19 protein-coding genes are annotated in these 24,340 nt (G+C 70.7%); 14 read left to right on the plus strand and 5 right to left on the minus strand.

The genetic code is table 11. The annotated features are described in order from the left end of the window. Nucleotides 1-20: 20 nt before the first annotated feature. Nucleotides 21-494: a metallopeptidase family protein gene (locus tag INP57_RS28815; protein ID WP_200073526.1), complete on the minus strand. Its 474-nt coding sequence runs from the start codon at nt 492-494 to the stop codon at nt 21-23. Nucleotides 495-715: 221 nt separating this feature from the next. On the opposite strand from INP57_RS28815, the gene INP57_RS28820 reads away from it, so the two are divergent. The 7 genes from INP57_RS28820 (at nt 716) to INP57_RS28850 (ending at nt 8,139) form a co-directional block, all read left to right on the plus strand. Further along, complete coding sequence (locus INP57_RS28820; protein ID WP_200073527.1) at nt 716-1,066, plus strand: DUF3499 domain-containing protein; 351 nt, start codon at nt 716-718, stop codon at nt 1,064-1,066. 109 nt (nt 1,067-1,175) lie between these two features. Beyond that, on the plus strand, nt 1,176-2,525 hold the full coding sequence (locus INP57_RS28825) for a phosphomannomutase/phosphoglucomutase (protein WP_200073528.1): 1,350 nt from the start codon (nt 1,176-1,178) through the stop codon (nt 2,523-2,525). 41 nt (nt 2,526-2,566) lie between these two features. Continuing rightward, nucleotides 2,567-2,791 carry a Trm112 family protein gene (locus INP57_RS28830; protein WP_374220988.1) on the plus strand — a complete coding sequence of 75 codons (225 nt, stop codon included), beginning with the start codon at nt 2,567-2,569 and terminating at the stop codon, nt 2,789-2,791. A 6-nt stretch (nt 2,792-2,797) separates the two neighbouring features. Further along, nucleotides 2,798-3,865 (plus strand): hypothetical protein, encoded by a 1,068-nt coding sequence (locus INP57_RS28835; protein ID WP_200073530.1) that lies wholly within the window; start codon nt 2,798-2,800, stop codon nt 3,863-3,865. 161 nt (nt 3,866-4,026) lie between these two features. Continuing rightward, nucleotides 4,027-5,259, plus strand: a complete 1,233-nt coding sequence (manA, locus tag INP57_RS28840; protein ID WP_200073531.1) for a mannose-6-phosphate isomerase, class I — start codon at nt 4,027-4,029, stop codon at nt 5,257-5,259. Nucleotides 5,260-5,386: 127 nt separating this feature from the next. Beyond that, nucleotides 5,387-6,322 carry a cation diffusion facilitator family transporter gene (locus INP57_RS28845; RefSeq protein ID WP_200073532.1) on the plus strand — a complete coding sequence of 312 codons (936 nt, stop codon included), beginning with the start codon at nt 5,387-5,389 and terminating at the stop codon, nt 6,320-6,322. A 302-nt stretch (nt 6,323-6,624) separates the two neighbouring features. Further along, nucleotides 6,625-8,139 carry an amino acid permease gene (locus tag INP57_RS28850; RefSeq protein WP_200073533.1) on the plus strand — a complete coding sequence of 505 codons (1,515 nt, stop codon included), beginning with the start codon at nt 6,625-6,627 and terminating at the stop codon, nt 8,137-8,139. A 332-nt stretch (nt 8,140-8,471) separates the two neighbouring features. Here INP57_RS28850 and INP57_RS28855 read toward each other — a convergent pair whose 3' ends face one another. From INP57_RS28855 to INP57_RS28865, 3 genes are all read right to left on the minus strand, one after another. Beyond that, nucleotides 8,472-11,075 (minus strand): hypothetical protein, encoded by a 2,604-nt coding sequence (locus INP57_RS28855; protein ID WP_200073534.1) that lies wholly within the window; start codon nt 11,073-11,075, stop codon nt 8,472-8,474. Nucleotides 11,076-11,375: 300 nt separating this feature from the next. Continuing rightward, nucleotides 11,376-12,194, minus strand: coding sequence for a hypothetical protein (locus tag INP57_RS28860; RefSeq protein ID WP_200073535.1), 819 nt, complete (start codon nt 12,192-12,194; stop codon nt 11,376-11,378). A gap of 95 nt (nt 12,195-12,289) precedes the next feature. Continuing rightward, a complete protein-coding gene (locus INP57_RS28865; RefSeq protein ID WP_200073536.1) occupies nt 12,290-12,961 on the minus strand; it encodes a Crp/Fnr family transcriptional regulator in 672 nt (223 codons plus the stop codon). A 102-nt stretch (nt 12,962-13,063) separates the two neighbouring features. Here INP57_RS28865 and INP57_RS28870 point away from each other — a divergent pair, with 102 nt between their 5' ends. The 7 genes from INP57_RS28870 (at nt 13,064) to secA (ending at nt 23,345) form a co-directional block, all read left to right on the plus strand. Then, complete coding sequence (locus tag INP57_RS28870) at nt 13,064-13,705, plus strand: dTMP kinase (RefSeq protein WP_200073537.1); 642 nt, start codon at nt 13,064-13,066, stop codon at nt 13,703-13,705. A gap of 119 nt (nt 13,706-13,824) precedes the next feature. Continuing rightward, nucleotides 13,825-14,502 carry an MtrAB system response regulator MtrA gene (mtrA, locus tag INP57_RS28875; protein ID WP_233628696.1) on the plus strand — a complete coding sequence of 226 codons (678 nt, stop codon included), beginning with the start codon at nt 13,825-13,827 and terminating at the stop codon, nt 14,500-14,502. 34 nt (nt 14,503-14,536) lie between these two features. Next, nucleotides 14,537-16,297 carry an MtrAB system histidine kinase MtrB gene (mtrB, locus tag INP57_RS28880; protein WP_374220989.1) on the plus strand — a complete coding sequence of 587 codons (1,761 nt, stop codon included), beginning with the start codon at nt 14,537-14,539 and terminating at the stop codon, nt 16,295-16,297. Further along, nucleotides 16,294-18,018 (plus strand): LpqB family beta-propeller domain-containing protein, encoded by a 1,725-nt coding sequence (locus INP57_RS28885; protein ID WP_307850342.1) that lies wholly within the window; start codon nt 16,294-16,296, stop codon nt 18,016-18,018. Before mtrB ends, INP57_RS28885 begins: the two co-directional genes overlap by 4 nt. A 225-nt stretch (nt 18,019-18,243) precedes the next feature. Then, nucleotides 18,244-18,990: a ComF family protein gene (locus INP57_RS28890; protein ID WP_200073539.1), complete on the plus strand. Its 747-nt coding sequence runs from the start codon at nt 18,244-18,246 to the stop codon at nt 18,988-18,990. Nucleotides 18,991-19,440: 450 nt separating this feature from the next. Beyond that, nucleotides 19,441-20,187, plus strand: a complete 747-nt coding sequence (gene hpf, locus INP57_RS28895) for a ribosome hibernation-promoting factor, HPF/YfiA family (RefSeq protein WP_200073540.1) — start codon at nt 19,441-19,443, stop codon at nt 20,185-20,187. Between the two features lie 257 nt (nt 20,188-20,444). After that, on the plus strand, nt 20,445-23,345 hold the full coding sequence (secA, locus tag INP57_RS28900; protein WP_200073541.1) for a preprotein translocase subunit SecA: 2,901 nt from the start codon (nt 20,445-20,447) through the stop codon (nt 23,343-23,345). 77 nt (nt 23,346-23,422) lie between these two features. On the opposite strand, the gene INP57_RS28905 is transcribed toward secA, so the two are convergent. Next, nucleotides 23,423-23,833: an Rv3235 family protein gene (locus INP57_RS28905; RefSeq protein ID WP_200073542.1), complete on the minus strand. Its 411-nt coding sequence runs from the start codon at nt 23,831-23,833 to the stop codon at nt 23,423-23,425. Nucleotides 23,834-24,340 lie beyond the last annotated feature (507 nt).

Below are 24,340 nucleotides of genomic sequence, written 5' to 3' on the forward strand. Positions count from 1 at the left end.
TTCCGGCCGCGGGGAAGCGGCTACTGGCCCTCGATCACGTCGGGGTCCAGGCCCAGGTAGGTCGCCACCTGCTCGATCAGCACGTCGTGCAGCAGGTCGGCCATGTCCTGCCCGTCCCGGGCGCGCGCCTCCAGCGGTCGCCGGTACAGCACGATCCGCGCCCGGGTGGGCAGCCCGCGGCGATCCACCCCGGACGGCACCAGCCGGGCCAGCGGCACGTTCGCGTCGACCACCACGTCGTCGTCCCAGACGATCTTCTCCGGAGCGGTGGCCTTGACTTCCGGAACCTCATCCACCGCCACGTCGAGCTCGGTCAGCTCGGCGTGCCAACGCTGCTCGATCGGCTCCAGCGCCTCCAGCACCAGCGCGTCGAACCGCTGGGAGCGGCTGCGCGCGACGGGGACCGACGATGGGTACAGGGGGCCGCGCAGTCCGCGGCCTCGACGGTCCCGCCGGGCTAGCGTCCGGCGCCGATGTCCACGTGCGGTCACCACGGGCTGAGGGTACGCCCTCCGCCCCGCGGCGGGGATGCCCGTTCGGGCGCCTGTCGCGCCACGGTCGGTGACCGCAGCGCCCACCGAGGTGTTCAGCGCACCGCGAACAAACCCGCTCACCTGGGCGAACGCCGGGCGAACAGTCTTGAAAGGGCCCGCGGCGCGAGACGATTCCGCGTGCCTGCGGCACGCACTGGACCGAGGGCGCTATCGTGCGGGTCGTGCGGAGCGTGAGGCGGTGCTCGCGGACCGGGTGTACCAACCCGGCCGTTGCGACGCTCACCTATGCCTATGCGGACTCCACCGCCGTGGTCGGACCACTGGCCACCTATGCCGAACCGCACAGCTACGACCTCTGCGAAGACCACGCGCTGAAGCTGACCGTGCCGAAGGGCTGGGAGGTCGTGCGGCACGAGGGCGAGTTCGGCATGCCGGAAGCCTCCGCCGACGACCTGACCGCGCTGGCCGAGGCGGTCCGGGAAGCCGGCCGCGATTGCGACCCGCCGGACTTCACCGTCGGCGACGGTCGCCGCGGCCACCTGCGGGCGCTGCCGGACCCGCGGGACGAGTGATTCACCCACACCCGGCCCGAACGGCTCGCCGACCCCTTTCAAGATCACCGATCGCCGGTAGGCTCTGCAGCGCAAGCGAGGTTGGTCGGACTACGTAGGGGTGTGCCGCGTGCGGGACCTGTCGGAGATCGTCAAGGCGTACGACATCCGCGGGGTGGTGGACGAGCAGCTGGACGCCGACTCGGTGCGCGAGATCGGCGCGGCTTTCACCAGGCTCGTCGGCGGACCAGCCGTGATCGTGGGCCACGACATGCGCGAGTCGTCGCCCCGGCTGGCCGCCGCCTTCGCCGAGGGCGTCACCGGCCAGGGCGTGGACGTGATCTCGATCGGGCTGGCGAGCACGGACCTGCTCTACTTCGCCTCCGGCACGCTGGAGCTGCCGGGCGCGATGTTCACCGCCAGCCACAACCCGGCCCGCTACAACGGCATCAAGCTGTGCCGCTCGGGCGCGGCGCCGGTCGGGCAGGACAGCGGGCTGTCCGAGATCCAGGAGCTGGTCGCGCACGGCGTGCCGGAGTTCCTCGGCGCCAAGGGCAGCGCCACCGAGCGCGGCATGGTCGCCGACTACGCGAACTTCCTGCGCGAGCTGGTGGACCTGCGCGGCGTGCGTCCGCTGAAGATCGTGGTCGACGCGGGCAACGGGATGGCCGGGCACACCGTGCCGACCGTGTTCGAGGACCTGCCGATCGAGGTCGTGCCGCTGTACTTCGAGCTGGACGGCACGTTCCCGAACCACGAGGCGAACCCGCTGGACCCGGCGAACCTGGTGGACCTGCAGGCGAAGGTGCGCGAGGTCGGCGCGGACGCCGGGCTGGCCTTCGACGGGGACGCCGACCGCTGCTTCGTGGTCGACGAGAACGCCGACCCGGTCGCGCCGAGCGCGATCACCGCGCTGGTCGCGGTGCGCGAGCTGGCCAAGGAGCCGGGCGCGACGGTGATCCACAACCTGATCACCTCGAACGCGGTGCCGGAGATCGTCGCCGAGCACGGCGGCGAGCCGATGCGCACCCGGGTGGGGCACTCGTTCATCAAGCAGACCATGGCCGAGACCGGTGCGATCTTCGGCGGCGAGCACTCCGCGCACTACTACTTCCGCGAGTTCTGGAAGGCCGACTCCGGGATGCTGGCCGCGCTGCACGTGCTGGCCGCGCTCGGCGGGCAGGACGGCCCGCTGTCGGCGCTGATGGCCGACTACTCCCGCTACGCGGCCTCCGGTGAGATCAATTCGACGGTCCAGGACCCGGACGGCAGGCTGCGGGCGGTCGCCGAGACCTACCGGGATCGCAACGGAGCTCGAATCGACGAACTGGACGGGCTTACCGTGGAGCTGGCGGACGGTGCCTGGTTCAACCTGCGTCCCTCGAACACCGAGCCGCTGCTGCGGCTGAACGTGGAGGCACCGGACGCCGCGGCGGTGGCCGCGTTGCGCGACGAGGTGCTCGCGGTGGTGCGGGGCTGAGCGCCGCCGCAGCGGGTGCGATCTTGGGAGGGAAAGTGGCCGTGGACCTGGAACCGAAGTTGCTGGAGATCCTGGCCTGCCCGGGCGAGGGCGGTGCGTTGCGCGCCGGTTCGGCCGGTGACGCGCAGGCGGACTACCTGACCTGCAGCGAATGCGGTCGCGGTTTTCCGGTGCGGGACGGGATCCCGGTGCTGCTGCTGGAGGAGGCCGTTGGAGGCCCCGACGCGGGCGGTTCCGGGGACGCGGGCAGTCCCGGGGAGAGGTGACCCCCGGTGCTCGACGACAGCCTGTTCGACGACCCGGACCGGATCGCGGCGGCGGATGCGCGCGGACTGCTGCGCTCGGCCGCGCTGGCCGGCGCGCAGGTGCGCGCGACGGCCGAAGCGGTGGCCGGCTTGGACGACATCGCCGATGAGCGTCCGCGGTCGCTGGTGCTGGCCGCCCGTCCCGGTGTCGGACCGGCGGTGTGCGAGCTGCTGGCGGCGCTGACCGGCCCGTCCTGCCCGGTCCCGGTTTTCGTGGGGGAGCGGGTTCCCGCCTGGGTGGGCCCGCTGGACGTGGTCTTCGCGCACACCGCCGACCCGGGCGATCCGGTGCTGGCGGAGTCGGTGGCGACCGCGGCCCGCCGGGGCACGTCGGTGGTGCTGGCGGCTCCGGAGGAAGGGCCGGTCGCAGCTTCCGGAGCGGGCCGCGCGAAGGTCGTGGCGCCGCGGATCCCGGTGCCGGACGAACTCACCTTCGCGCACGTGCTCACCGTCGGTCTCGCCGTGCTCGACGCGCTCGGGCTGGTGCGCTGCGACACCGACGCGCTGGCCGACGAGCTGGACCAGGAGGCCGAACGCGCGAGCCCGCGGCACGAGCCGCTGACGAACCCGGCGAAGTCGCTGGCGCTGCGACTGGCCGAGCACGCGCCGTTGCTGTGGGGCCTGGACCCGGTGTCGACGGCGGTGGCCCGGCACGGCGGCTACGCGCTCGGCGCGCACGCCGGGATGGCCTGCGATGCGGTCGGCTACCAGCAGGCGGTGGCGCGTCCCGCGTTGTACCGGCAGGCGGCGGAGGCCGGTTCGGACGTGTTCGCCGACCCGGACGAGGTCTCGGCGGCCGCGCACCGGATCTTCCTGGTCAGCGCCCGCTACGACGCTCACGCCGAAGCGGCGGAGCGGGCCGCGGTGCAAGCGCTGCCCAGCGCCGACCTGATCAGCCCGGGCGAGGCGGTGCGCGACGACGCGGTGTTGCGCTCGGCGCTGCTGGCCGCGCGGTTCGACCTGGCCGCGGTCTACCTCGGCTTGGCGACGGGCACGCTGGGCGGGCCCGGCAGGCAGGCGCTGGCGGTGCACTGACCGGCGGTTCGCGCTGTGCTGCCGGAATCGACCCTGGTGCAGTGCTTACGCGAGTGGGCTTAAAGCGAGTGGGCTCGAAGCGAGTGGGCTGAGGCGAGTGGACGGCGCGGCGGTGCCGCGGTTCGCGTCCGAGGAGAGCCGCGAAGGAAGCGAGAACGACTGTGGAGTTACTGCGGAACGCGGTGCGCCCCTACGCGTGGGGCTCGCGTACCGCTATCGCGGATCTGCTCGGGCGGCCCGTCCCCACCCCGCATCCGGAGGCCGAGCTGTGGATGGGCGCGCACCCGGGCGATTCGTCGAAGCTGGTGCGCCCGGACGGCACCGAGGAGTCCTTGCTGCAGCTGCTGGGCGCCGACCCGGCGCACCACCTCGGCGCGGAATGCACCGGCCGCTGGGGCCACCGGCTGCCGTTCATGCTGAAGGTGCTCGCCGCCGACGAGCCGTTGAGCCTGCAGGCGCACCCGTCGGCGGAGCAGGCCGCGGAGGGCTTCGAACGGGAGGAACGCGCCGGGCTGCCGCGCAACGCCCCGGACCGCAACTACCCGGATCCGACCGCGAAGCCCGAGCTGATCTGCGCGCTGACCGAGTTCCACGCGCTGGCCGGCTTTCGCGACGCGCACCGCACCGTGCGGTTGCTGGGCGAACTGGACGTGCCGAGCCTGCGCGCGCACACCGGTCTGCTGGCCGCCCAGCCGGACGCGGAGGGGTTGCGCGCCCTGTTCACGACGTGGATCACGCTGCCCGAGCACTACCTGCGCGAACTCATGCCGGAGCTGTTGGACGCCTGCGTGCGGCACGTGCGCGAGCACGGCGAGTTCGCCCTGGAATGCCGAACGGTGCTGGAGCTGGGGGAGGCGTACCCGAACGACGCGGGCGTGCTGGCGAGCCTGCTGCTGAACCGGCTGGTGCTGCAGCCGGGCGAGGCGATCTTCCTGCCCGCCGGGAACCTGCACGCCTACCTGCACGGCACCGGTGTGGAGATCCTCGCGAACTCGGACAACATCCTGCGCTGCGGGTTGACGCCGAAGTACGTCAACGTGCCGGAGCTGCTGCGGGTGCTGGACTTCACCTGCGCGGACATGCGGGTGCACAAGGGCGAGTCGCTGGACGCGAACCTGACCGTCTACCGGACGCCCGCCGAGGAGTTCGAGCTGTCCCGGGTGGACTGGTCCCCGGCGGCTTCGGCACCGGTGCGGCTGGACTCGGGCGGCCCGCAGATCGTGCTGTGCACCAAGGGCGGGGTGCGGTTGCGCACGCAGGACGGTTCGCTGCCGGATCTTCAGCTGGCCAAGGGCGAGTCGGTGTGGCTGGCCGCGTCCGACCCGGAGGTGCTGGCGACGCCTGCTTGCGTGGACGGCACGGCGCAGATCTTCCGCGCGGCGACCGGCAATTGAGGGCTGTTCGCCCGGTACGCGCGGATCCGCGGATACCGGCTCGGCGCCACGGGGCGCGCAGGTACATTCCCAGGCAACTCGTGACGATCTAGGAACTTCGGCGATCTAGTGGTTGGGGAGCGACATCGTGTCAGCAGGCGGCGGTACCAAGGCGATCCTGGCGGCCCTGTCCGCGAACGCGGGCATCGCGGTGGCCAAATTCGGCGGGTTCCTGTTCACCGGTTCCTCGTCGATGCTGGCGGAGTCGGTGCACTCGGTCGCGGACACCGCCAACCAGGGCCTGCTGCTGGTGGGCAAGAAGACCTCGCAGCGCAAACCGACCGAGGAACACCCGTTCGGCTACGGCCGGGACCGGTTCTTCTACTCGTTCGTCGTGGCGCTGCTGCTGTTCAGCCTCGGCTCGGTGTTCGCCCTCTACGAGGGCTTCCACAAGATCGAGCACCCGGAGCCGTTGACCAGCCCGCTGGTCGCGGTGGTGATCCTGCTGATCGCGATCGGGCTGGAGACCTACAGCTTCCGCACCGCGATCATGGAGTCCCGCGAGCTCAAGGGCGGGCTGAGCTGGTGGCAGTTCATCCGGCAGGCCAAGACCCCGGAGCTGCCGGTGGTGCTGCTGGAGGACGCAGGCGCGCTGCTCGGCTTGGTGTTCGCGCTGGGTGGTGTGGGGCTGAGCGTGCTGACCGGTAATCCGGTCTTCGACGGCATCGGCACGATGGGCATCGGCGTGCTGCTCGGCGTGATCGCGGTCGTGCTGATCGTGGAGACGAAGAGCCTGCTGATCGGGGAGGGCGCCGCCCCGGCCGTGCTGGACGACATCGTCGCCGGGCTGCGCGGTGACCGGGTGCGCAAGGTGATCCACATCCGCACCCAGTACCTCGGGCCGGACGAGCTGCTGGTCGCGGCGAAGATCGAGCTGGAGCCCGCGCTGCCGGTCGCGGACGTCGCGCTGGAGATCGATGCCGCGGAGGCCCGGGTGCGGGAGAAGGTGCCCGCGGCCAAGCTGATCTACCTCGAGCCGGACCTGGACCGCACGTCCGAGCAGAAGACCGCGAAACAGGACTGATCCGACCGCGCGACGAATGCGATCGGCCGCTTCTGCCCGGACCCCGCCGTCGCTTTCGCGGAGATCGCGGGAATACCGGGAATTTGTTCAGCCCCAGCCGCGCCTACCTGCGACGGCGCGGGTCGTGTGTGCGCAATGTGATCGATCGGTAGCAATCGGACGATCACGGTGTCCGCCGGGTGGCCGGAGCGGTCACAGAGCATTAACGAATGGTGCGGCCCACACTGTTTTTCAGCGCTTCCGGTGCAACACTCCCGCGTTAGGGTGCGTTCCACCATTCGGGTTGGAAGAGGAGGGCGACAGTGCCAGGAACTGGGCTGTGGCGGACCAAGTCGGTCGAGCAATCGATCAAGGACACCGACGAGCCGGACACCAAGCTGCGCAAGAACCTCGGCGCATGGGACCTGATCGTGTTCGGTGTCTCGGTCGTCGTCGGCGCGGGGATCTTCACCCTCGCCGCGTCGACCGCCGGGGACATCACGGGGCCGTCGGTCTCGGTGTCGTTCTTGATCGCCGCCATCGCGTGCGGGCTCGCCGCGGTCTGCTACGCGGAGTTCGCCTCCACCGTGCCGGTCGCGGGCAGCGCCTACACCTACTCCTACGCGACGTTCGGCGAGTTCATCGCGTGGATCATCGGCTGGGACCTGATCCTGGAGTTCGCCGTGGCGGCAGCGGCGGTGAGCAAGGGCTGGTCGACCTACCTGCAGCAGGTGCTGGGCCTGATCGGGCTCGAGGGCGCGCAGACGAAGTTCGACCTCGGGCCGTTGCAGTTCGACTGGGGCGCGCTGCTGCTGGTCGCGATCCTGACCACGGTGCTCGCGGCGGGGACCAAGCTCTCCGCGCGAGTCAGCCTGGTGATCAGCACCCTCAAGGTGTTCGTGGTCCTGCTGGTCGTGGTGGCGGGTCTGTCCTACGTCAACTCCGACAACTACTCGCCGTTCATCCCGCCGGCGCAGGGTGCGGTCGAGGACGCCTCGAAGCTGGACCAGTCGCTGCTTTCGCTGCTGCTCGGCGGCACGACCAGCAACTTCGGCGTTTTCGGCCTGCTGGCGGGCGCTTCGCTGGTGTTCTTCGCGTTCATCGGGTTCGACGTGGTGGCCACCACCGCGGAGGAGACCCGCAACCCGCAGCGGGACGCCCCGCGCGGCATCTTCGGCTCGCTGGCCATCGTCACCGTGCTGTACGTGGCCGTGGCGATCGTGGTGACCGGGATGGTCAACTACACGCAGCTGGCCACGCAGGGCGATGAGAAGGCGACGCTGGCCACCGCGTTCCAGATCCACGGCGTCACCTGGGCGGCGAGCGTGATCACCGTCGGCGCGCTGGCCGGTCTGACCACGGTCGTGATGGTGATGTTCCTCGGGCAGGTGCGGATCCTGTTCGCGATGTCCCGCGACGGGCTGCTGCCGCGCGGGCTGGCCAAGACCGACGAGGAGCGCGGCACGCCGGTGCGCGCCACCGTGCTGGTCGGTGTCGTGGTGGCGCTGGCGTCGGCGTTCTTCCCGGCGGACAAGCTCGAAGAGATGGTCAACGTCGGCACGCTGTTCGCGTTCATCCTGGTCTCCGCCGGGGTGATCGTCCTGCGGCGTTCCCGGCCGGACCTGCCGCGCGGGTTCCGGGCGCCGCTGGTGCCGTTGATCCCGGTGCTGGCGATCATCTCCTGCCTGTGGCTGATGCTGAACCTGACCGCGCTGACCTGGGTGCGGTTCGTGGTGTGGATGATCGCCGGCGTGGTGGTGTACTTCCTGTACGGCCGCAACCACTCGCGGCTCGGTGCGCGCCAGCGCGGTGAGGTCTCCGCGGGCGGCTCCGTCTGAGTTCCGCTGCGACACGGCCCCGCTCACCCGGCTCGGGTGGGCGGGGCCGCTTGTTGTTCCGCAGCGTCTCCGCCGCGAGCCGCGCATCGCAGCTTCGCCCGGGGTGAACGACCTGTTCGCCCGTTCTTGTCGGACCAGCGGTCCGTTCGCCCCGGAACGGACCCTGCTGATCAGGTGGTGCGCGGGCGCGTCGGCCCGTTGCGGCGGGCCAGCCGTGCCGGGAACGTGCGAACCGTTCGGGACGAGCCGTTCGAAGGAGCCACCGGGCGCGCGGCGTCCGCTCCGTTCCGCGCTCGCTCGCGGATGTGGGCGCGGGCCGACCGCCCAGCGGCTCAGTCCGCGCGCGGAGCGGTGCGCTGGGCACCGCCGCGTTCCCACGGGGCGACCCGGCCGCGCGGCTCGGTGATCTCCGGCAGCTCGGAACGCTCCGGAGCATCCGGCTGCGGCTCGTCCGCCGCGTCGTTGTCGAGCAGTTCCGGGAGCGGATCGTCGACCGGCGCCTCGGCTTCGGCCACGGCCGTCGACGTCGCGGCGGGCTTCGCCTGCCCGTGCTGCGCCACCGCCCCGAGCGGATCCGCCGCCTGCGCCACGGCCGGCGTGCGCAGCGGCAACGTCGCGCCGCGCACCGGGATCTCCAGGCCCGCGGCCATCGCGACCGCCCGATCCCATTCCGGATCACCGCTGTAATCCGAGTGCCCCAGCACCCCGGGAACCCACCGGCGGAACGAGAACGGCCCCCGCTGCGGGTCCGGCAGCCAGTGGTCACCACCGAGCACCAGCGCTCCGGTCGGCCCCCGCGTGGCGGGCGGCAGCGGTCCCTGGGTGCCGTCGGGACGCAGTCCCACCCCGATCAGCATCCCGTCGAAGACCTGCCGGTTCCAGGTGGTGACCGCCCCGCCGAGCGGATCGGTACCGCGGCACAGCGACCGCCAGCGGCCGCCGAGAGATCCGGCGAGATCCCGCAACGACCGGTGCGGCACCACGCCCGGGAACGCGCGCGGGTAGGCCCACTGCAGTTGCGAACCGGCGGTGACCAGGCCGACCCGTTCCCGATCGGCCTCCGGCAACGATTCCAGCAGCCGCGCGGTCGCCACCGCGGCGAGCAGGCTGCCCTGGCTGTGCCCGACGAGCACCACGCGGGTGTCCGGTTCGGCGAGGTGCTCGGCGGCTCGCGCGGCGAGTTCCGGCACCACCTTCAGCGCGTAGCACGGCGGTACCACGGGATGCGCCTCGCGCGGCCAGAACAACGTCAGATCGCACAGGATGCCCAGGTAGCGCCCGGCGGTCCGTTCCCGCGCGGCCATCTGCACCATCCGCAGCAGTCCGACCGCGAGCACGCCCAGCGCGAGCACGCCCAGCCCGCGGATCCAGTCCGCCCACTCGGCCCGCACCATCCACGCCCGCAACATCAGCGACAACGTGCTGCTGACCGCCAGCACCGCTGCCACCAGCAGCAGCACGTGGTGCGAGTAGCGGCGCTGCACGTCCGCCACGTGCCAGGAACCGGCCGCGCTGCGCTGGTCCTGCTGCCTGCCCGCGTGCAGCAGCGAGACCTGCTCGGGAACGCTGTCGTCCGGCTTGAACAACAGCCGCCGGATCCACGCCCAGGCGCCGAGCCCGGCGCTGCCGAGCGCGAGCAGGATCGCCGCGCTGCCCCAGAAGAAGGTGACCTCGTCGTAGGAGGTGGGCAGCCGCAGCTGCTCGGCGCGCAGCGCTTGGCGCAGGCTCAGCGCCAGCCCGGAGCCGAAGCCGACACCGAGCATGGCGGCCAGCATCAGCATCGGCGCCGCCATCCAGCCGCCCGCCCACGGACGCAGCTCGCGCGGCACCGAGGACCAGTTCCCGCGCGCGAGCAGCGCGGCGGGCACCAGCAGCACCGCCACGACCAGGCAGACGACCAGCAGCGCGATCACGATCGCGCTGACGGTGGGGTCCGAGCCCGGCAGCGGCCCGTTCAGCTCGCCGGGCAGGACCGCCACGCTCGCCACCAGCACGGCCGCCACGATCATCGAGCTGCGTCGCGCCGCCTTGCTCAGCAGCCCGCGCAGCAGCTGCGCGAACGCGCCCGAACCCATCCCGGTCGGGTCGTCCAGCAGCACCGTGCCGACCACCGAGAGCACCAGCAGCGCTTCGGCCAGCAGCCAGCGCGGATCGGGGCTCGGCGCGAGCGGTCCACCGAGCGCCAGCGACGCCAGCACGGCCAGCGCACCGGTCACGTGCAGCGCGCGCAGCGCCGGGGTGTCCGGGTCGGCCACCACGTTCGCACCGGGCAGCAGCGGTGCGCGGCCCGAGTGCTGCGCTTTGCCGCCTCGCTGGCCTGCTGTTTTGAACGCGTTCGACAACTTCCACGACACGCTGGAGAGCCAGTGCATCAACAGCACGAACAATCCGAGCAGGAGCATCGCGGCGATCGAACGCAGCGAGGTCAGTTCCCGCACCGACTCCGGCACGAAACTCAGGCACTGCGCATTCGGCCGGAGACATTGCGCAGCGACCATGTCCAGCAGCACCACGGCGAGCTGCGCGACGAACAGCATCGTCAGCAGCAGCGCGCCGAGCCGCAGCAGCGCCCGCAGCACCGTCCCGAGCGCCTTGCCGATGCGGTCTTCCGGCCGCGGCGGTGGCAGCATCCAGTGCGCGACGTTGCTCAACGCGAACGGGAACAGCAGCGCCCAAGTGGCCTTGGACAACCCGCCGGAAGTCATCCCGCCCCACACGTAACCTTCGACGATGCGCGGCACGGTGCGGTCGCCCGCGGTCAGCATCGGCCCGGGCACCGGCCGCAGCAGCCGGTCGGCGGGGCGCACGATGCGCCCCACCCCGTCGCCCGCGACGTCCACGGAGGCCACCGAGTCGGTGAGCTCCTCCCCGGTGGTGCCCAGGATGCCGTGCACCCGCAGTTCGACCACGCGGGTGTCCGGCCCCGGTATCTGCACTGTGTCCTCCCGGCCGCAAGGTGGATCATGATCACGTGCTGGTGATTGTCCACCGCGCATCGGCTCGTGGCGAGCGATTGGCCACTCGATTGTGGCGGCGCGGGCGCGGCGGTGTCCCGTTTTCGCGGCGAACGGTGGGAAAACCTCGCGCGCACGGCAGTGCCGCGGACGCCCGTTGTGCGCAAGATCGCGACGGAGTTCCCCTGCTCGCGCCGACGTCGACCGACGAACGCAACGGGACCGAGGAGCCGTCCCCGCCGCGGCTCCTCGGTCCCTTCAGACGGGTTCCGCTGGAGATGCTCAGCGGGACCCGGGTCCGTGTACGTCGCCCATCCGGCCGGCCTGGATCACTATTCCCGAACCGCCGTTGCCGCTGAATTCGTTGTGCACGTGCTGCGGCTTGTCCGGTTCGGCGCGGCGCTGCTGCGCTTCGGCGACGTCCTCGCTCTGCACCGGCGTCAGTCCCTCGATCTGGCCGAGCCGCTGCGGATTCGCCGACGGCTTCGGGGTGTAGAGGTAGCCGGTCCCTTGGTAGCTCTTGACCTGCAACGTGTTCTTGGCGAACTGGCTGGGCCGCTGCTTGACGTAGTCGCCTGCGACGACGTCGGTGTAGACCCGCTCGGACAGGATCGCGGCCAGGAAGGTCACGTCCGGGTCGGAGTCGGCGAGCACTGCCCGCACCGGCTCGGAGTCCAGCAGCCGGTGCGTCTCGTTCATCGCCGTCGCGGGCCCGGCTTCCGGCACCGGTCCGATGTGGACGCTCGCGCGCAGCCGCAGCCGCAGGTCCCGGCTGCGCGCGCGGACGACCTCGTCGTGGGCTTCGAGCACTTCCTGCAGCTCGCCGAGGAACGGATCCACCAGGAACGGCGTGTCCACCGCGTCCACCCCGAAGTAGTAGCCATCGCCGGTGGACGAGCCGAACACCCGGTTGTCCCAGAGCCGCCCCAATTCGCGCTGCTCGAACGCGAGCGAGAGCAGCTGCGGGATGTCCTTGCTGAGCTGTTCCTGGTGCGCGCTCGGGCTGCTGCTGAAATCCCGCACGTCCACCGCGAACACCGCGCGGTACGGCGGCAGCTGCTTGCTGCGGCGGATGTTCTGGTGCGGGTCGGGGTTCGGCATCGCGGGCGGTCCTCTCTGCACTTGCTGTTGGAAGCACCATCGGCCACCGGTGCGGTGGCTCGTGTCCGATCTCGGACGTGTGGTGATCGACGTCACTATTGGCGGGAGCTTTGCACGTGCCGGCTCAGCGCGTCCACGTCCAGCAGGTGCACGCCGCCCGGCTCGGTGCGCAGCAAGCCCTCCGCGCGGAAGTCCGCCAGGCTCGCCGCCACCGAACTCCTTGCCACGCCGAGGAGTTCGGCCAGGTCGTGCTGGTAGAGCGGGACGAAACCCGCGGTGTCGCTGACCGCGACGAGCCGGCACAGCAGCCACGCGACCTTGGCCTTCACCGGAACACCGGCGAGTTCGGAGACCATGCTGCTGTTCGACCGCAGCTTCATGCTCAGGTAGCTGGTCAACATCTGATCCAACCTGCGGCGGTGCAGGAACGCCGTGAACTCGGCGTCCCGCAGCACGTGCGCCCGCACGTCGGTGACCGCGTAAACGCTGGCCGACCTCGGCTGCCGGTCCACCACTGCGAACTCGCCCAACGTGTCGCCGGGCCCGCGCACCGCGAGCAGCACCTGCCCGCGGTCCGGGCGGGCGGCGACGACCTTGCACACCCCGCGGACCACGGCCAGCACGTGGTGGCCCTCTTCGCCTTGGTTGAGCACCGTCTGCCCGGGCTCGAAGCGGGCCTGGGTGCCGATGTCCAGCAGTGCGCGCCAATTCTGCGGACCGAGGTGGTCGCGGAAGCTGCGGTAACCGGGGGAGGGTGGGAAGGCCACGGACGGTCAGTGTGCTGCACGCCGATCGGCAAGTGAATGATCTTCGAGTCAGCGCAACCCTAATGGCGGCGTACGCGCGGGCGCTGCGTATCGTTTCCCGGCGTGGGGCGGCTCATCGTGATCGAAGGAATGGACGGCGCGGGCAAGCGCACGCTCGCCGAAGGTCTCGGTGCACAGCTGCGGGCGCGCGGGTTTTCCTCGTCGCACGCCGCATTTCCCCGCTACGACACCGATGTGCACGCCGAACTGGTGCGGGAGGCGCTGCACGGCGCGCACGGTGATCTCGGTGCATCCGTGTACGGGATGGCGGTGCTCTACGCCCTGGACCGCCGCGGCGCCGTCGAAGCGCTGCGCGCGCAGCTCGCCGAGCACGACATCGTGCTGCTGGACCGCTACGTCGCATCGAACGCCGCCTACGGCGCGGCCCGCTTGCGCCAAGGCGCGGACGGCGAGTTCGTGCGCTGGGTCCACGAGCTGGAGGTCGAGCGCTTCGCCGCGCCCCGCCCCGACCTGCAACTGCTGCTGAACGTGCCGGCCACCGTCGCGGCCGATCGCGCCGAACACCGCGAACGCCGCGAGCAGGACCGCGACCGCGACAGCTTCGAGTCGGACGCCCCGCTGCAGCAGCGCGTCGGCGAGGTCTACGCGCAACTCGCCGAATCCGGGTGGTGGTCGCCGTGGCTCGTGGTCGACGGCAGCGACCGGCCGGACTACGCCGAGCTGGCCAGTTTGCTCACCCGCTGACCCGGACTCGCCCGTTCGGCGGTACACCTCGCTCGCGGTTCGGTGCATACCCGGCGACCTGCGGTGACGATCGACGGGTGGTGCAAGACCCGGGAGTGAGAAGTGCAACCATGTGGGGCATGAAGGCGCGCGTGCTCGTGGTGGACGACGATCCGGCCCTGGCCGAAATGCTGACCATCGTCCTGCGCGGCGAAGGGTTCGAGACCGCCGTGGTCAGCGACGGCACCAAGGCGATGCCCGCGCTGCGCGAACTCAAACCGGACCTGGTGCTGCTGGACCTGATGCTGCCCGGGATGAACGGCATCGACGTGTGCAAGGCGATCCGCACCGAGTCCGTGGTGCCGATCGTGATGCTCACCGCCAAGAGCGACACCGTGGACGTCGTGCTGGGGCTGGAATCCGGCGCCGACGACTACGTGGTCAAGCCGTTCAAGCCGAAGGAGCTCGTCGCCCGGCTGCGCGCCCGGCTGCGCCGCACCGACGCCGAACCGGCCGAGGTGCTGGCCATCGGCGACCTCAGCATCGACGTGCCCGGCCACGAGGTCACCCGCGAGGGAGTGCCGATAGCGCTGACCCCGCTGGAGTTCGATCTGCTGGTCGCGCTGGCCCGCAAGCCGCGCCAGGTGTTCACCCGCGAGGTCCTGCTGGAGCAGGTCTGGGGTTACCGGCACGCCGCCGACACCCGCCTGGTGAACGTCCACGTGCAGCGGCTGCGGTCCAAAGTGGAAACCGACCCGGAGCGCCCGGAGGTGGTCCTGACGGTGCGCGGCGTCGGGTACAAGGCAGGACCGCCGTGACCGCCCGCCGCGTGGTCCGAACAGGACTGTCGCGGTGAGCGGGCGGACCGTGCGCGCGAAGGCGGCGCTGCGCGAGCGGGCGCTGCTGCTGCGCGGTGAACTCCGCGAGCGCTGGCAGCGGTTCGAGCTGCTGTGGCGCCGCTCGATGCAGCTGCGCGTGGTCGTGAGCACCTTGGCGCTGTCGTCCGCGGTGATCTTCGTGCTGGGCATGGTGCTGCTGACGCAGATCACCTACCAGCTGCTGGAGGCCAAGGAGCGCGCCGCGACCTCGCAGGTCCGAAGCAGCGTGGGGGTGCTGGAGCGGGAGCTGACCGCGGTCGACCCGAACTCGGACGACGTTTCCGAGCAGCTGGAGCAGGCGCTGAACCGGCTCACCACCCCGAACTCCGGCCGGTCCACCGGCCAGCCCGTGGCAGGCGTTTTCGACCCGGTGCTGGTGGACGGTTCGTCCGCGGCCCCGGGCCGGCCGCAACCGGCCGCGGGACCGATCGGTGACGTGCCCGGTGAGCTGCGGCGGTTCGTCGAACGCGGCCAGCTCGCCCGCCAGATCACCACCGTCTCCCGCGGGCCGAACCAGGTGACGATGCTGGTGGTCGGCACTCCGGTCGGCAGCTCCACCCGCTCGCTGCAGGCGTACCTGCTGTTCCCGCTCAGCGCGGAGCAGCGCACGCTCGACGTCGTGCAGAGCACGCTGCTGATCGGCGGGCTCGTGCTGGTGGTGCTGCTCGGCGCGATCACCAACCTGGTCACCCGCCAGGTGGTGCGCCCGGTGCGGCAGGCCGCGCAGAACGCGGCGCGGCTCGCCGACGGCGACCTCGACCAGCGGATGCGGGTGATCGGCGAGGACGACGTGGCCCGGCTGGCCGAGTCGTTCAACGAGATGGCCGACAGCCTCAAGCAGCAGATCCAGCAGCTGGAGGAGTTCGGCCAGCTGCAACGCCGGTTCACCTCGGACGTCTCGCACGAACTGCGCACCCCGCTGACCACGGTCCGGATGGCCGCCGACGTGCTGCACGCCTCCCGCGAGCAGTTCCCGGCCGGGCTGGCGCGCTCCACCGAGCTGCTGGTCGACGAACTGGACCGGTTCGAGGCGCTGCTGGCCGACCTGCTGGAGATCTCCCGGCTGGATGCCGGGGTCGCCGAGCTCTCGCCGGAACCGCTGCACCTGCCCGAGATCGTGCAGGGCGCGGTCGATTCGGTGCGCGCCATCGCCGAGACCAGCGGTGTCCCGCTGCGGGTGGAGGTGCCCGGCGAGAACCAGGACCTCAACCTCGTCGCCGACGCGCGGCGGCTGGAGCGGATCGTGCGCAACCTCGTCGCCAACGCCATCGACCACGCCGAGGGCGGTCCGGTGGAGATCCGCTTCGGCTCCGGCGAGGACGCGGTCGCGGTGAGCATCCGCGACTACGGCGTCGGTCTGCGGCCCGGCGAGGCGGACCTGGTGTTCACCCGGTTCTGGCGCGCCGACCCGTCCCGCAACCGCCGCACCGGCGGCACCGGGCTGGGCCTGTCGATCAGCTCCGAGGACGCCCGGCTGCACGGCGGCGCCCTGGACGCCTGGGGCGAACCGGGCGCCGGGTCCTGCTTCCGGCTCACGCTGCCGCGGACGCCCGGGCAGGAGTTCGCCGAAAGCCCGCTGTCGTTGCCGGTCAGCCGCCGGATCGCCGCCCCGGGCGCGCTGCTGGCCCGCACCGTCGACGCGCCCAAGGAACTGGAGGCAGGCGAAGCCGAGGTCACCGACACCGGCCCGGCGCGGCTGTCCGAACCGGAACGTTCTCGGGAGGAGATCCGGTGACCGGCCGTGGACTCGTCGCGCTGTTGCTGGCCGTGCTGCCGATGACCGCGTGCGCCTCGATCCCGGAAAGCTCCGACCCGGTCGCGGTGTGGCCGATGGAGGAGGGCAGCAGCCCGGTTTCGATCAAGCCGCCGCCGAAGGGCGTGGACCCGCTGGACATCGTGCGCAGGTTCGTCGACTCCGGGGCGACTCCGGAAAGCGACTACGAGGCGGGCAGGCTGCACCTGACCGATGCCGCGCGGCGGGCCTGGCGGCCGTCGAACTCGCTCATGATCGTCGACGACGTGGACACCATCCCGGTACCGCCGGTGCCGAACCAGCCGGCGAACGTGCAGCTGGTGAGCCTGCAGGCGGACAAAGTCGGGCACCTGCGCCCGGACTCGTCGTTCGCCCCGGACAGCGGGCCGTACCAGGTGCAGCTGCGGGTCGAGCGGGATGCCGAAGGGCAGTGGCGGATCGCCTCGCCGCCGCCGGAGATGGTGCTCAGCCGCAGCTCGTTCAAGCAGGACTACATGCAGGTGCCGATCTACTTCGTCGACCACGAGCGCTCCCGGGTCGTGCCCGACCTGCGCTACGTCGTCTCGAAACCGGAGAGCACGCTGCCGCGGCGGGTGATCGAACTGCTCACCGCAGGGCCGTCGGAGGGCTTCCGCGGCGCCATGTACAGCGAGCTGCCGCCCGGTACCGACCCGAAGACCAACGTCAGCGAGGCCGACGACGCCGCACTGGTGGTCAACTTCAGCGAGCTCGGGGACCTGCCGCCGGAGACGCGGCGGCTGATCGCCGCGCAGGTCGTGCTGTCGCTGCAGACGGTCAGCAAGGCGCGGGTGCGGTTGCAGGAGGAGGGCGTGCCGCTGCTGCCGGACAAGCAGGAACTGCGGCCCACCGACGTCGTCTCCTACGAGAGCGCGAACGCGGTGAATCCGGAGCTGCCCGGTCTGGCGGTCGCCGACGAGCGGCTTTACGCGCTGGATCGGCCGGCCCGGCCGATCCCCGGACCGGCGGGAGCGGGTGCTCAGTACAAGGTCGTGGAGGCCGCCCAGTCCGCCGACGGCGGGCAGCTCGCCGCGGTCACCCGCACCGCAGGCGGCGTCGAGCTGCGCGTCGGTCCCTACGGCGAGGCGATGCCCGCGGTCGGCTTGCCCGGCAACTTCATGAGCAGGCCCAGCTGGCGCGGCGAGAACGAGGTCTGGGCCGTGGTCAACGGCCGCGACGTGTACCGCGCGGTGCGCAATGGCGGGTCGTGGACCGCAGCACCGGTGGACATCTCCGAGTTCGGCCGGGTCGGGGACATCAAGGAGTTGCGGCTGTCCCGCGACGGAACCCGGGCTGCGGCCGTGGTCGACGGCCGGTTGGTCGTCGCGGGCGTGGTGGAGAAGGACGGGCGGTTCGCGCTGCGGCACCCGGTGCAGCTGGGCGCGTACACGAACATCACCGGGGTCGACTGGCTCACGGACCGTTCGCTGGTGGCCACCACCGACAGCAACTCCTCGCCGGTCATGAAGGTGTCGGTGGACGGCTTCGAGTGGAACGAGTACGCCTCGGCGAACCTGAACCAGCCGGTGACCGCCGTGACCGTGGGGCCGGGACGCCGGGTCGTGGTCTCCGACCAGAGCGGGTTGTGGGAGGCCGGGGAGTCGGACCCGGTGTGGAGCCTGCTGGACGGGTGGCAGCTGTTGCCCGGGCAGAGCGGCGGTTCCATCCCGTTCTTCCCCGGCTGATCCGGCTTCTGACCGACCTGTTTTCCGGCTGGACCGGCATTCCCGGCTGACCTGGCGTTTCCGGCCGGCCCGGTCCGGAGCCGCGGGCGTGCGCCGACACGCGCGGGTGAGTCGGCCCGGTGGATCGCGCACGATCCCGGCATGACTCGATCGACATTGTCCGTGCGTCGACACGGGCCCCGAGGAGTGCGCGACCGCGCCTTCGGTGCTCCAGGCTTCTCCGGCTTGGCCACCGCGATTTCCGGCCTGGTGGACCTGATGCTGCCGCTGCGCTGCGCCGGATGCGGCACGCCCGGAATCAGCTGGTGCCGCGGCTGCGCCCGTGAACTCGGCGGGCCGCGCCGAGTGCACCGGGAGCTGCCCGCCATCCCCGGAGCAGGACCCGACCCGCCGGTGTTCGCACTGGGCAAGTACCGCGGCGCGCCGCGCCGGGCGGTCGTGGCCTACAAGGCTTCCGGGCGTCGCGACCTCGCCGAACCGTTCGGCCGAGCGCTCGCCGGTGGGCTCCGCGCGTTGCTCGATTGGGCGGAGTCGCTGCCCGCCGGTGCGGACCCCGCCGACCGGCCGTCTGGTTCCCGCGAGGGAGCGCACCTGCGGTCGCCTTGGTACGTGGTGCCTGCACCGTCTCGGACGATCACCTCCCGTCGCCGCGGCGGTGCGCACATGACGCGCGTTGCGCACCGCGCCGTCGAGGAGCTGACCGCGCTCGGCCTGCACGCCTCGGTCGCGGACTGCCTGGTGATCCGTCCGGGAGCGCGCGACTCGGTCGGGCTCGACCCGGCACAGCGGCTGCACAACCTGAGCGGCCAGGTGCTCGCGCGGCCTTCCGGGCTACCTCCGCCCGGTGCCCCGGTTCTGCTCATCGACGACGTCCTGACCAGCGGCGCGACTCTGGCGAGCTGCGCGCACGCGCTGTCCGCGGGAGGCGCTCCCACGACCGTGGCGCTGCTGCTGACCGCGACTCCGGGGTAACTCGATCGGGCGTTGTCAGCTCGTACGGCGTGCGGGTGGAACTCAGCCCGGAACGCCATTCGTTGCTTGAGTGTGCGCAGTGCGGGCGGTACGACGACCGAAGTGCAGTGTCACGACGGCACGTGGCGCCCCGTAGTCGAGAGCCGGGCTATGTTCGCCCGATGGAGTGAGACGTGGTCGACGTCGAAGTTCGCGCAAGCACCGTTCAGTGCGTCCCGCATTCGCCCTCTCAGCCGTGCTCATCACGCTGGGTGGTGGCTTGACGTCGCTCGTCCCGGGGTCTGTTACCCGATCTCGAATCAAGCTAACGTGCAGCACATTCAGCTGTACCCGGGCTGTGGGAAGGAGTGAAGAACCCATGTCCCTGGCACCGGAGGCGAGCTGATCGCGCCGCTGTTCCGGTGCCCCGTGCGCATCGACCACGGATTACGCGAGGAACGGAGGTCGTGAATGGACATCGTCGTCAAGGGCCGTAACGTCGAGGTTCCCGAGCACTACCGGGAGCACGTCGCGGAAAAGCTGGCCCGAGTGGAACGGTACGACAGAAAGACCATCCGGGCGGACGTGGAGCTCAACCACGAACGCAACCCGCGCCAGGCGAAGAACTGCCAGCGCGTCGAGATCACCGTCAAAGGGCGTGGCGGCGCCGTGCGCGCCGAGGCTTGCGCAGGCGACTTCTACTCCGCCCTCGACTCGGCGACGACCAAGCTGGAGAACCGGCTTCGCCGGATGCACGACCGCAGGAAGGTGCACTACGGGAAGCGCAACCCGATCTCCGTTGCGCAAGCGACCTCGGCCAACGCCGAGCAGACCGTCGCCACGGCGAATTCCGGCGGCGTCGGCCTGCTGGAAGCGCCCGCCGAAGCTGCTGCTTCGGCAGGGTCCGGACAACAGCGGGAAGCGGCCGACGTGCCGACTGCCGGCGATCCCGGCACGGAGGCGAGCAGCACCGCACCAGACCGCGCCGGGACCGTGCCCGAGCCGCGCTGGAGCGCGGAAACCCGCGAGGACGAACCAGGCCGGATCGTGCGGGAGAAGGAGCACCCGGCGACGCCGATGACCGTCGATCAAGCCCTCTACCAGATGGAGCTGGTCGGCCACGACTTCTACATGTTCTTCGACGCCGACACCGGGCGGCCGAGCGTGGTGTACCGGCGCAGAGGATTCGACTACGGGGTGATCCGACTCGCCTGCTGACCGAGCGGAGCCGGGCGCAGGCCGCGGCGGGACGCCGCAGGCAGGCATCGGCACCGCACCGGCCGTAGGCGACTCTGCGCCAAGGCCGGACCCCACTCGCCGTCCCCCGCGTACCGTGGTGCGCGGGGGACGGTTCACGTTCAGCGGCGCCACGCCCAGCCGTTGTGATCGAACGCCGCCCCTGCAACCGGCTCTAATACGATGACCATAAGGCGTCCGTGACGGACGCATCACGATCAGCTAGTGAGGTCGACCGGATGGTCCTGTCCCGACTGCTCCGCGCCGGCGAGGGCAAGACGCTCAAGCGCCTGCGCGCCATCGCGGCGCACATCAACGAGCTCGAAGACGGAGTGGTCGCGCTCTCCGACGCAGATCTGCGGGCCAAGACCGACGAGTTCAAGCGCCGCCACCAGGATGGCGAGTCGCTGGACGAGCTGCTGCCCGAGGCGTTCGCCGTCGCCCGCGAGGGTGCCCAGCGCACGCTGGGTCAGCGCCACTTCGACGTGCAGGTCATGGGTGGTGCCGCGCTGCACCTCGGCCAGATCGCCGAGATGAAGACCGGTGAAGGCAAGACCCTGACCTGCGTGCTGCCCGCGTACCTCAACGCCATCGCGGGCAAGGGCGTGCACGTGGTCACGGTCAACGACTACCTGGCCAAGCGCGACGCCGACTGGATGGGCCGGGTGCACCGCTTCCTCGGCCTGGACGTCGCAGCGATCGTGGCGGACCTGCCTCCGGAGCAGCGCAAGGCCGCGTACGCCGCCGACATCACTTACGGAACGAACAACGAGTTCGGCTTCGACTACCTGCGCGACAACATGGCTTGGAGCCTGGCCGACTGCGTGCAGCGCGGGCACTTCTTCTCCGTGGTCGACGAGGTCGACTCGATCCTCATCGACGAGGCCCGGACGCCGCTGATCATCTCCGGTCCCGCCGACCAGTCCTCGCGCTGGTACCAGGAGTTCGCCCGGATCGCGCCGATGCTGCGCAAGGACGACCACTACGAGGTCGACGAGCGCAAGCGCACGGTCGGCATCACCGAGGACGGCGTCTCGATCGTCGAAGACCAGCTCGGCATCGAGAACCTCTACGAGGCCGAGAACACGCCGCTGGTCGGCTACCTGAACAACGCGGTCAAGGCCAAGGAGCTCTACAAGCGCGACAAGGACTACATCGTCCGGGACGGCGAAGTGGCCATCGTCGACGAGTTCACCGGCCGCGTCCTGCACGGTCGTCGCTACAACGAGGGAATGCACCAGGCGATCGAGGCCAAGGAAGGCGTCGAGATCAAGGCCGAGAACCAGACCCTGGCCACGATCACGCTGCAGAACTACTTCCGGCTCTACGAGAAGCTCGCGGGCATGACCGGTACCGCGCAGACCGAAGCGGCCGAGTTCCAGGCCACCTACAAGCTCGGCGTGGTCACCGTCCCCACCAACGAACCGATGGTCCGCGCGGACCAGCCGGACCTGGTCTACAAGAGCGAGGCCGCGAAGTTCGCGGCCGTCGCCGACGACATCGAGGAGAAGAACCGCAAGGGCCAGCCGGTGCTGGTCGGCACCACCAGCGTCGAGCACTCCGAGTACCTGGCGAAGCTGCTGACCAAGAAGAGCGTGCCGCACAGCGTGCTGAACGCCAAGCACCACGAATCGGAAGCCGGGATCATCGCCGAGGCCGGGCGCAAGGGCTCGGTCACGGTGGCCACGAACATGGCCGGTCGCGGTACCGACATCGTGCTCGGTGGCAACGTCGACCACCTCGCCGACACCGAACTGCGCCGCCGCGGCCTGGACCCGGTGCAGCACCGCGAGCAGTACGAAGCCGAGTGGCCCGGCACCGTGGAGCGGCTCAAGTCGCAGGTCAAGGCGGAGGCCGACGAGGTCAGGGAGGCCGGTGGCCTCTACGTGCTCGGTACCGAACGGCACGAGTCGCGCCGGATCGACAACCAGCTGCGCGGTCGTTCCGGCCGGCAGGGCGACCCTGGCGAGTCCCGGTTCTACCTCTCGCTCGGTGACGAGCTGATGCGCCGGTTCAACGCCGCGATGGTCGAGACGGTGATGACCCGGCTCAAGGTGCCCGACGAGGTCCCGATCGAGCACAAGATGGTGACCCGGGCGATCCGCAGTGCGCAGACCCAGGTCGAGCAGCAGAACATGGAGATCCGCAAGAACGTCCTCAAGTACGACGAGGTGATGAACCAGCAGCGTTCGGTCATCTACACCGAGCGCCGCCGGGTGCTCGAGGGCGAGGATCTCCGCGAGCAGATCCAGCACATGATCAACGACGTGGTCGGCGCCTACGTCAACGGCGCCACCGCGGAGGGCTACGCGGAGGACTGGGACTTCGAGAAGCTCTGGACGGCGCTCAAGGCCCTCTACCCGGTCCAGCTGGACTGGGAGGAGCTGCTCGAGACCGAGGAGGACGTGACCAAGGAGCGGTTGCTCGAAGCGGTCCTCGCCGACGCCCGCGACGCCTACGACCGGCGGGAAGCGGAGGTCGACGGCAAGGTCGGCGTCGGCGCGATGCGCGAGCTGGAGCGACGCGTGGTGCTCAGCGTGCTGGACCGCAAGTGGCGCGAACACCTCTACGAGATGGATTACCTCAAGGAGGGCATCGGGTTGCGGGCGATGGCGCAGCGCGACCCGCTGGTCGAGTACCGCCGCGAGGGCTTCGACATGTTCCACGCGATGCTCGAGGCGCTCAAGGAGGAGTCGGTCGGCTTCCTGTTCAACGTGCAGGTCGAGGCGGCCGAGCCGGAGCCAGCGCAGGAGCCGTCGGTTCCGGTGTCGGTGAGCAGTTCCGACGGCTCCGACTTCCCGACCGACGTGCAGCAGGCGGTTCCGCAGGCAGCCGGTGCGCAGCCCGCGGGCGGTGCACCGCAGGCCGCGCAGCCGAGGTCGAAGCGTTCCCGTTCCTCGGCCGGTCCGGCGCTGAGCCAGCTCGGCGACGCTCCGCAGGGCGGTGACGGCGCGAAACCGCAGGCGTTCGGCGGCCAGGGCTTCGAGCAGCCGGACCGCAGGCTCAGCTACTCCGGTCCCGCCGAGTCCGGTGGTGTTGAGACCAGCGGGGAGCAGAACGGCGGCCAGTCCGGTCAGAACGGAACCCGCCGCGAGCGGCGGGCGGCCGCGCGTGAAGCCAAGAAGAACAAGCGCAGCTGAACGTCGCCTGACGCACGAACATTCCCTGCCCCGCGCTCGAGGAGCGCGGGGCAGCGGTGTGTCCGGGCCTGGACCTCTCACACCGTGCACAGGAAGGTGCACAACCATCCGTGCGGACTCCTTTCCCAACGCAGCACGACCGCGCGGGTGCGCAGGTCGGATCCGATGACGGCGCAGCCTTCGACGTGGTCCGGCGTGATCGCGCAGGCGTGCAAGGAGCACAGCCGCAGACCCGGTTCACGCACCAGTCCGCGGAACGACGGTGCGTTGAGCAGGTTCTGCACCGGGCGGGTGATCCGCGGGCGGACCTGGCTCAGCGGCCGGCGTCCGAGCAGCACGTCCACGATCGGCCCGCCCAAGTAGCGGGCCAGTGCCGAGGAAGTACGGCCTGCCGGCTGGTCACCGTGGTCGGTCGGTTCCGGCCGAGCGGTCGAAGCCGGATCTGCCGGTGCGGGCGTCGCTTGCGGGGCGGCGATTGCGGCGGTCATCGGATCTCCTGGAACGCGGGGCGGATCGGCCGGCACTGTCCGGGCCTCGCTTGGAAGAGGAGCCGACGCCTCGATTGCGGACAGCTTCGAGGCGGGTACGACCCGAAGGTGTGAGCCAGGGTCGCCGGCATCGCCGGGTAGAACCGGCATGACCTGCAGCTTCCTCGCTAGGAGGGGGCCTTGTTCAAGCGTCCGTCAGCGTCCTGTAGATTTCTCTTCGCCAGCGCGGAACGGGCCGGAAACGGACCGGGCGGTGGTCGCACCGGAACCGAGTGTTCGGGTGGTCCTCAACTTTAGAGCAGGTCGGTGCATCGGCTGACCAGGTGCGGGTGACCGCGAGGTCGACCCCCCTGAAAAAGCCGAAAAACGGTCCTGCTAAAGTAGAGAACATCAGCAAGACGAAGAGATGACTCCCCGGGGTTTTGGTGCCTGGTTGGTGCTGGGGTTCTGGTGTGGGTGTGTTCTTTGAGAACTCAACAGCGTGCCGATGATGGTGAGTGGTAGTAC

It is taken from the genome of Saccharopolyspora galaxeae, from assembly GCF_016526145.1.
Classification (GTDB): Bacteria; Actinomycetota; Actinomycetes; order Mycobacteriales; family Pseudonocardiaceae; genus Saccharopolyspora_C; species Saccharopolyspora_C galaxeae.

What these genes read in the sequence shown, in the direction of transcription:
- INP57_RS28860 (WP_200073535.1), bottom strand. Translation starts at nt 12,194, where the DNA reads ATGCCGAACCCCGACCCGCACCAGAACATCCGCCGCAGCAAGCAGCTG.
- mtrA (WP_233628696.1), top strand. Translation starts at nt 13,825, where the DNA reads ATGAAGGCGCGCGTGCTCGTGGTGGACGACGATCCGGCCCTGGCCGAA.
- hpf (WP_200073540.1), top strand. Translation starts at nt 19,441, where the DNA reads ATGGACATCGTCGTCAAGGGCCGTAACGTCGAGGTTCCCGAGCACTAC.
- secA (WP_200073541.1), top strand. Translation starts at nt 20,445, where the DNA reads ATGGTCCTGTCCCGACTGCTCCGCGCCGGCGAGGGCAAGACGCTCAAG.
- INP57_RS28905 (WP_200073542.1), bottom strand. Translation starts at nt 23,833, where the DNA reads ATGACCGCCGCAATCGCCGCCCCGCAAGCGACGCCCGCACCGGCAGAT.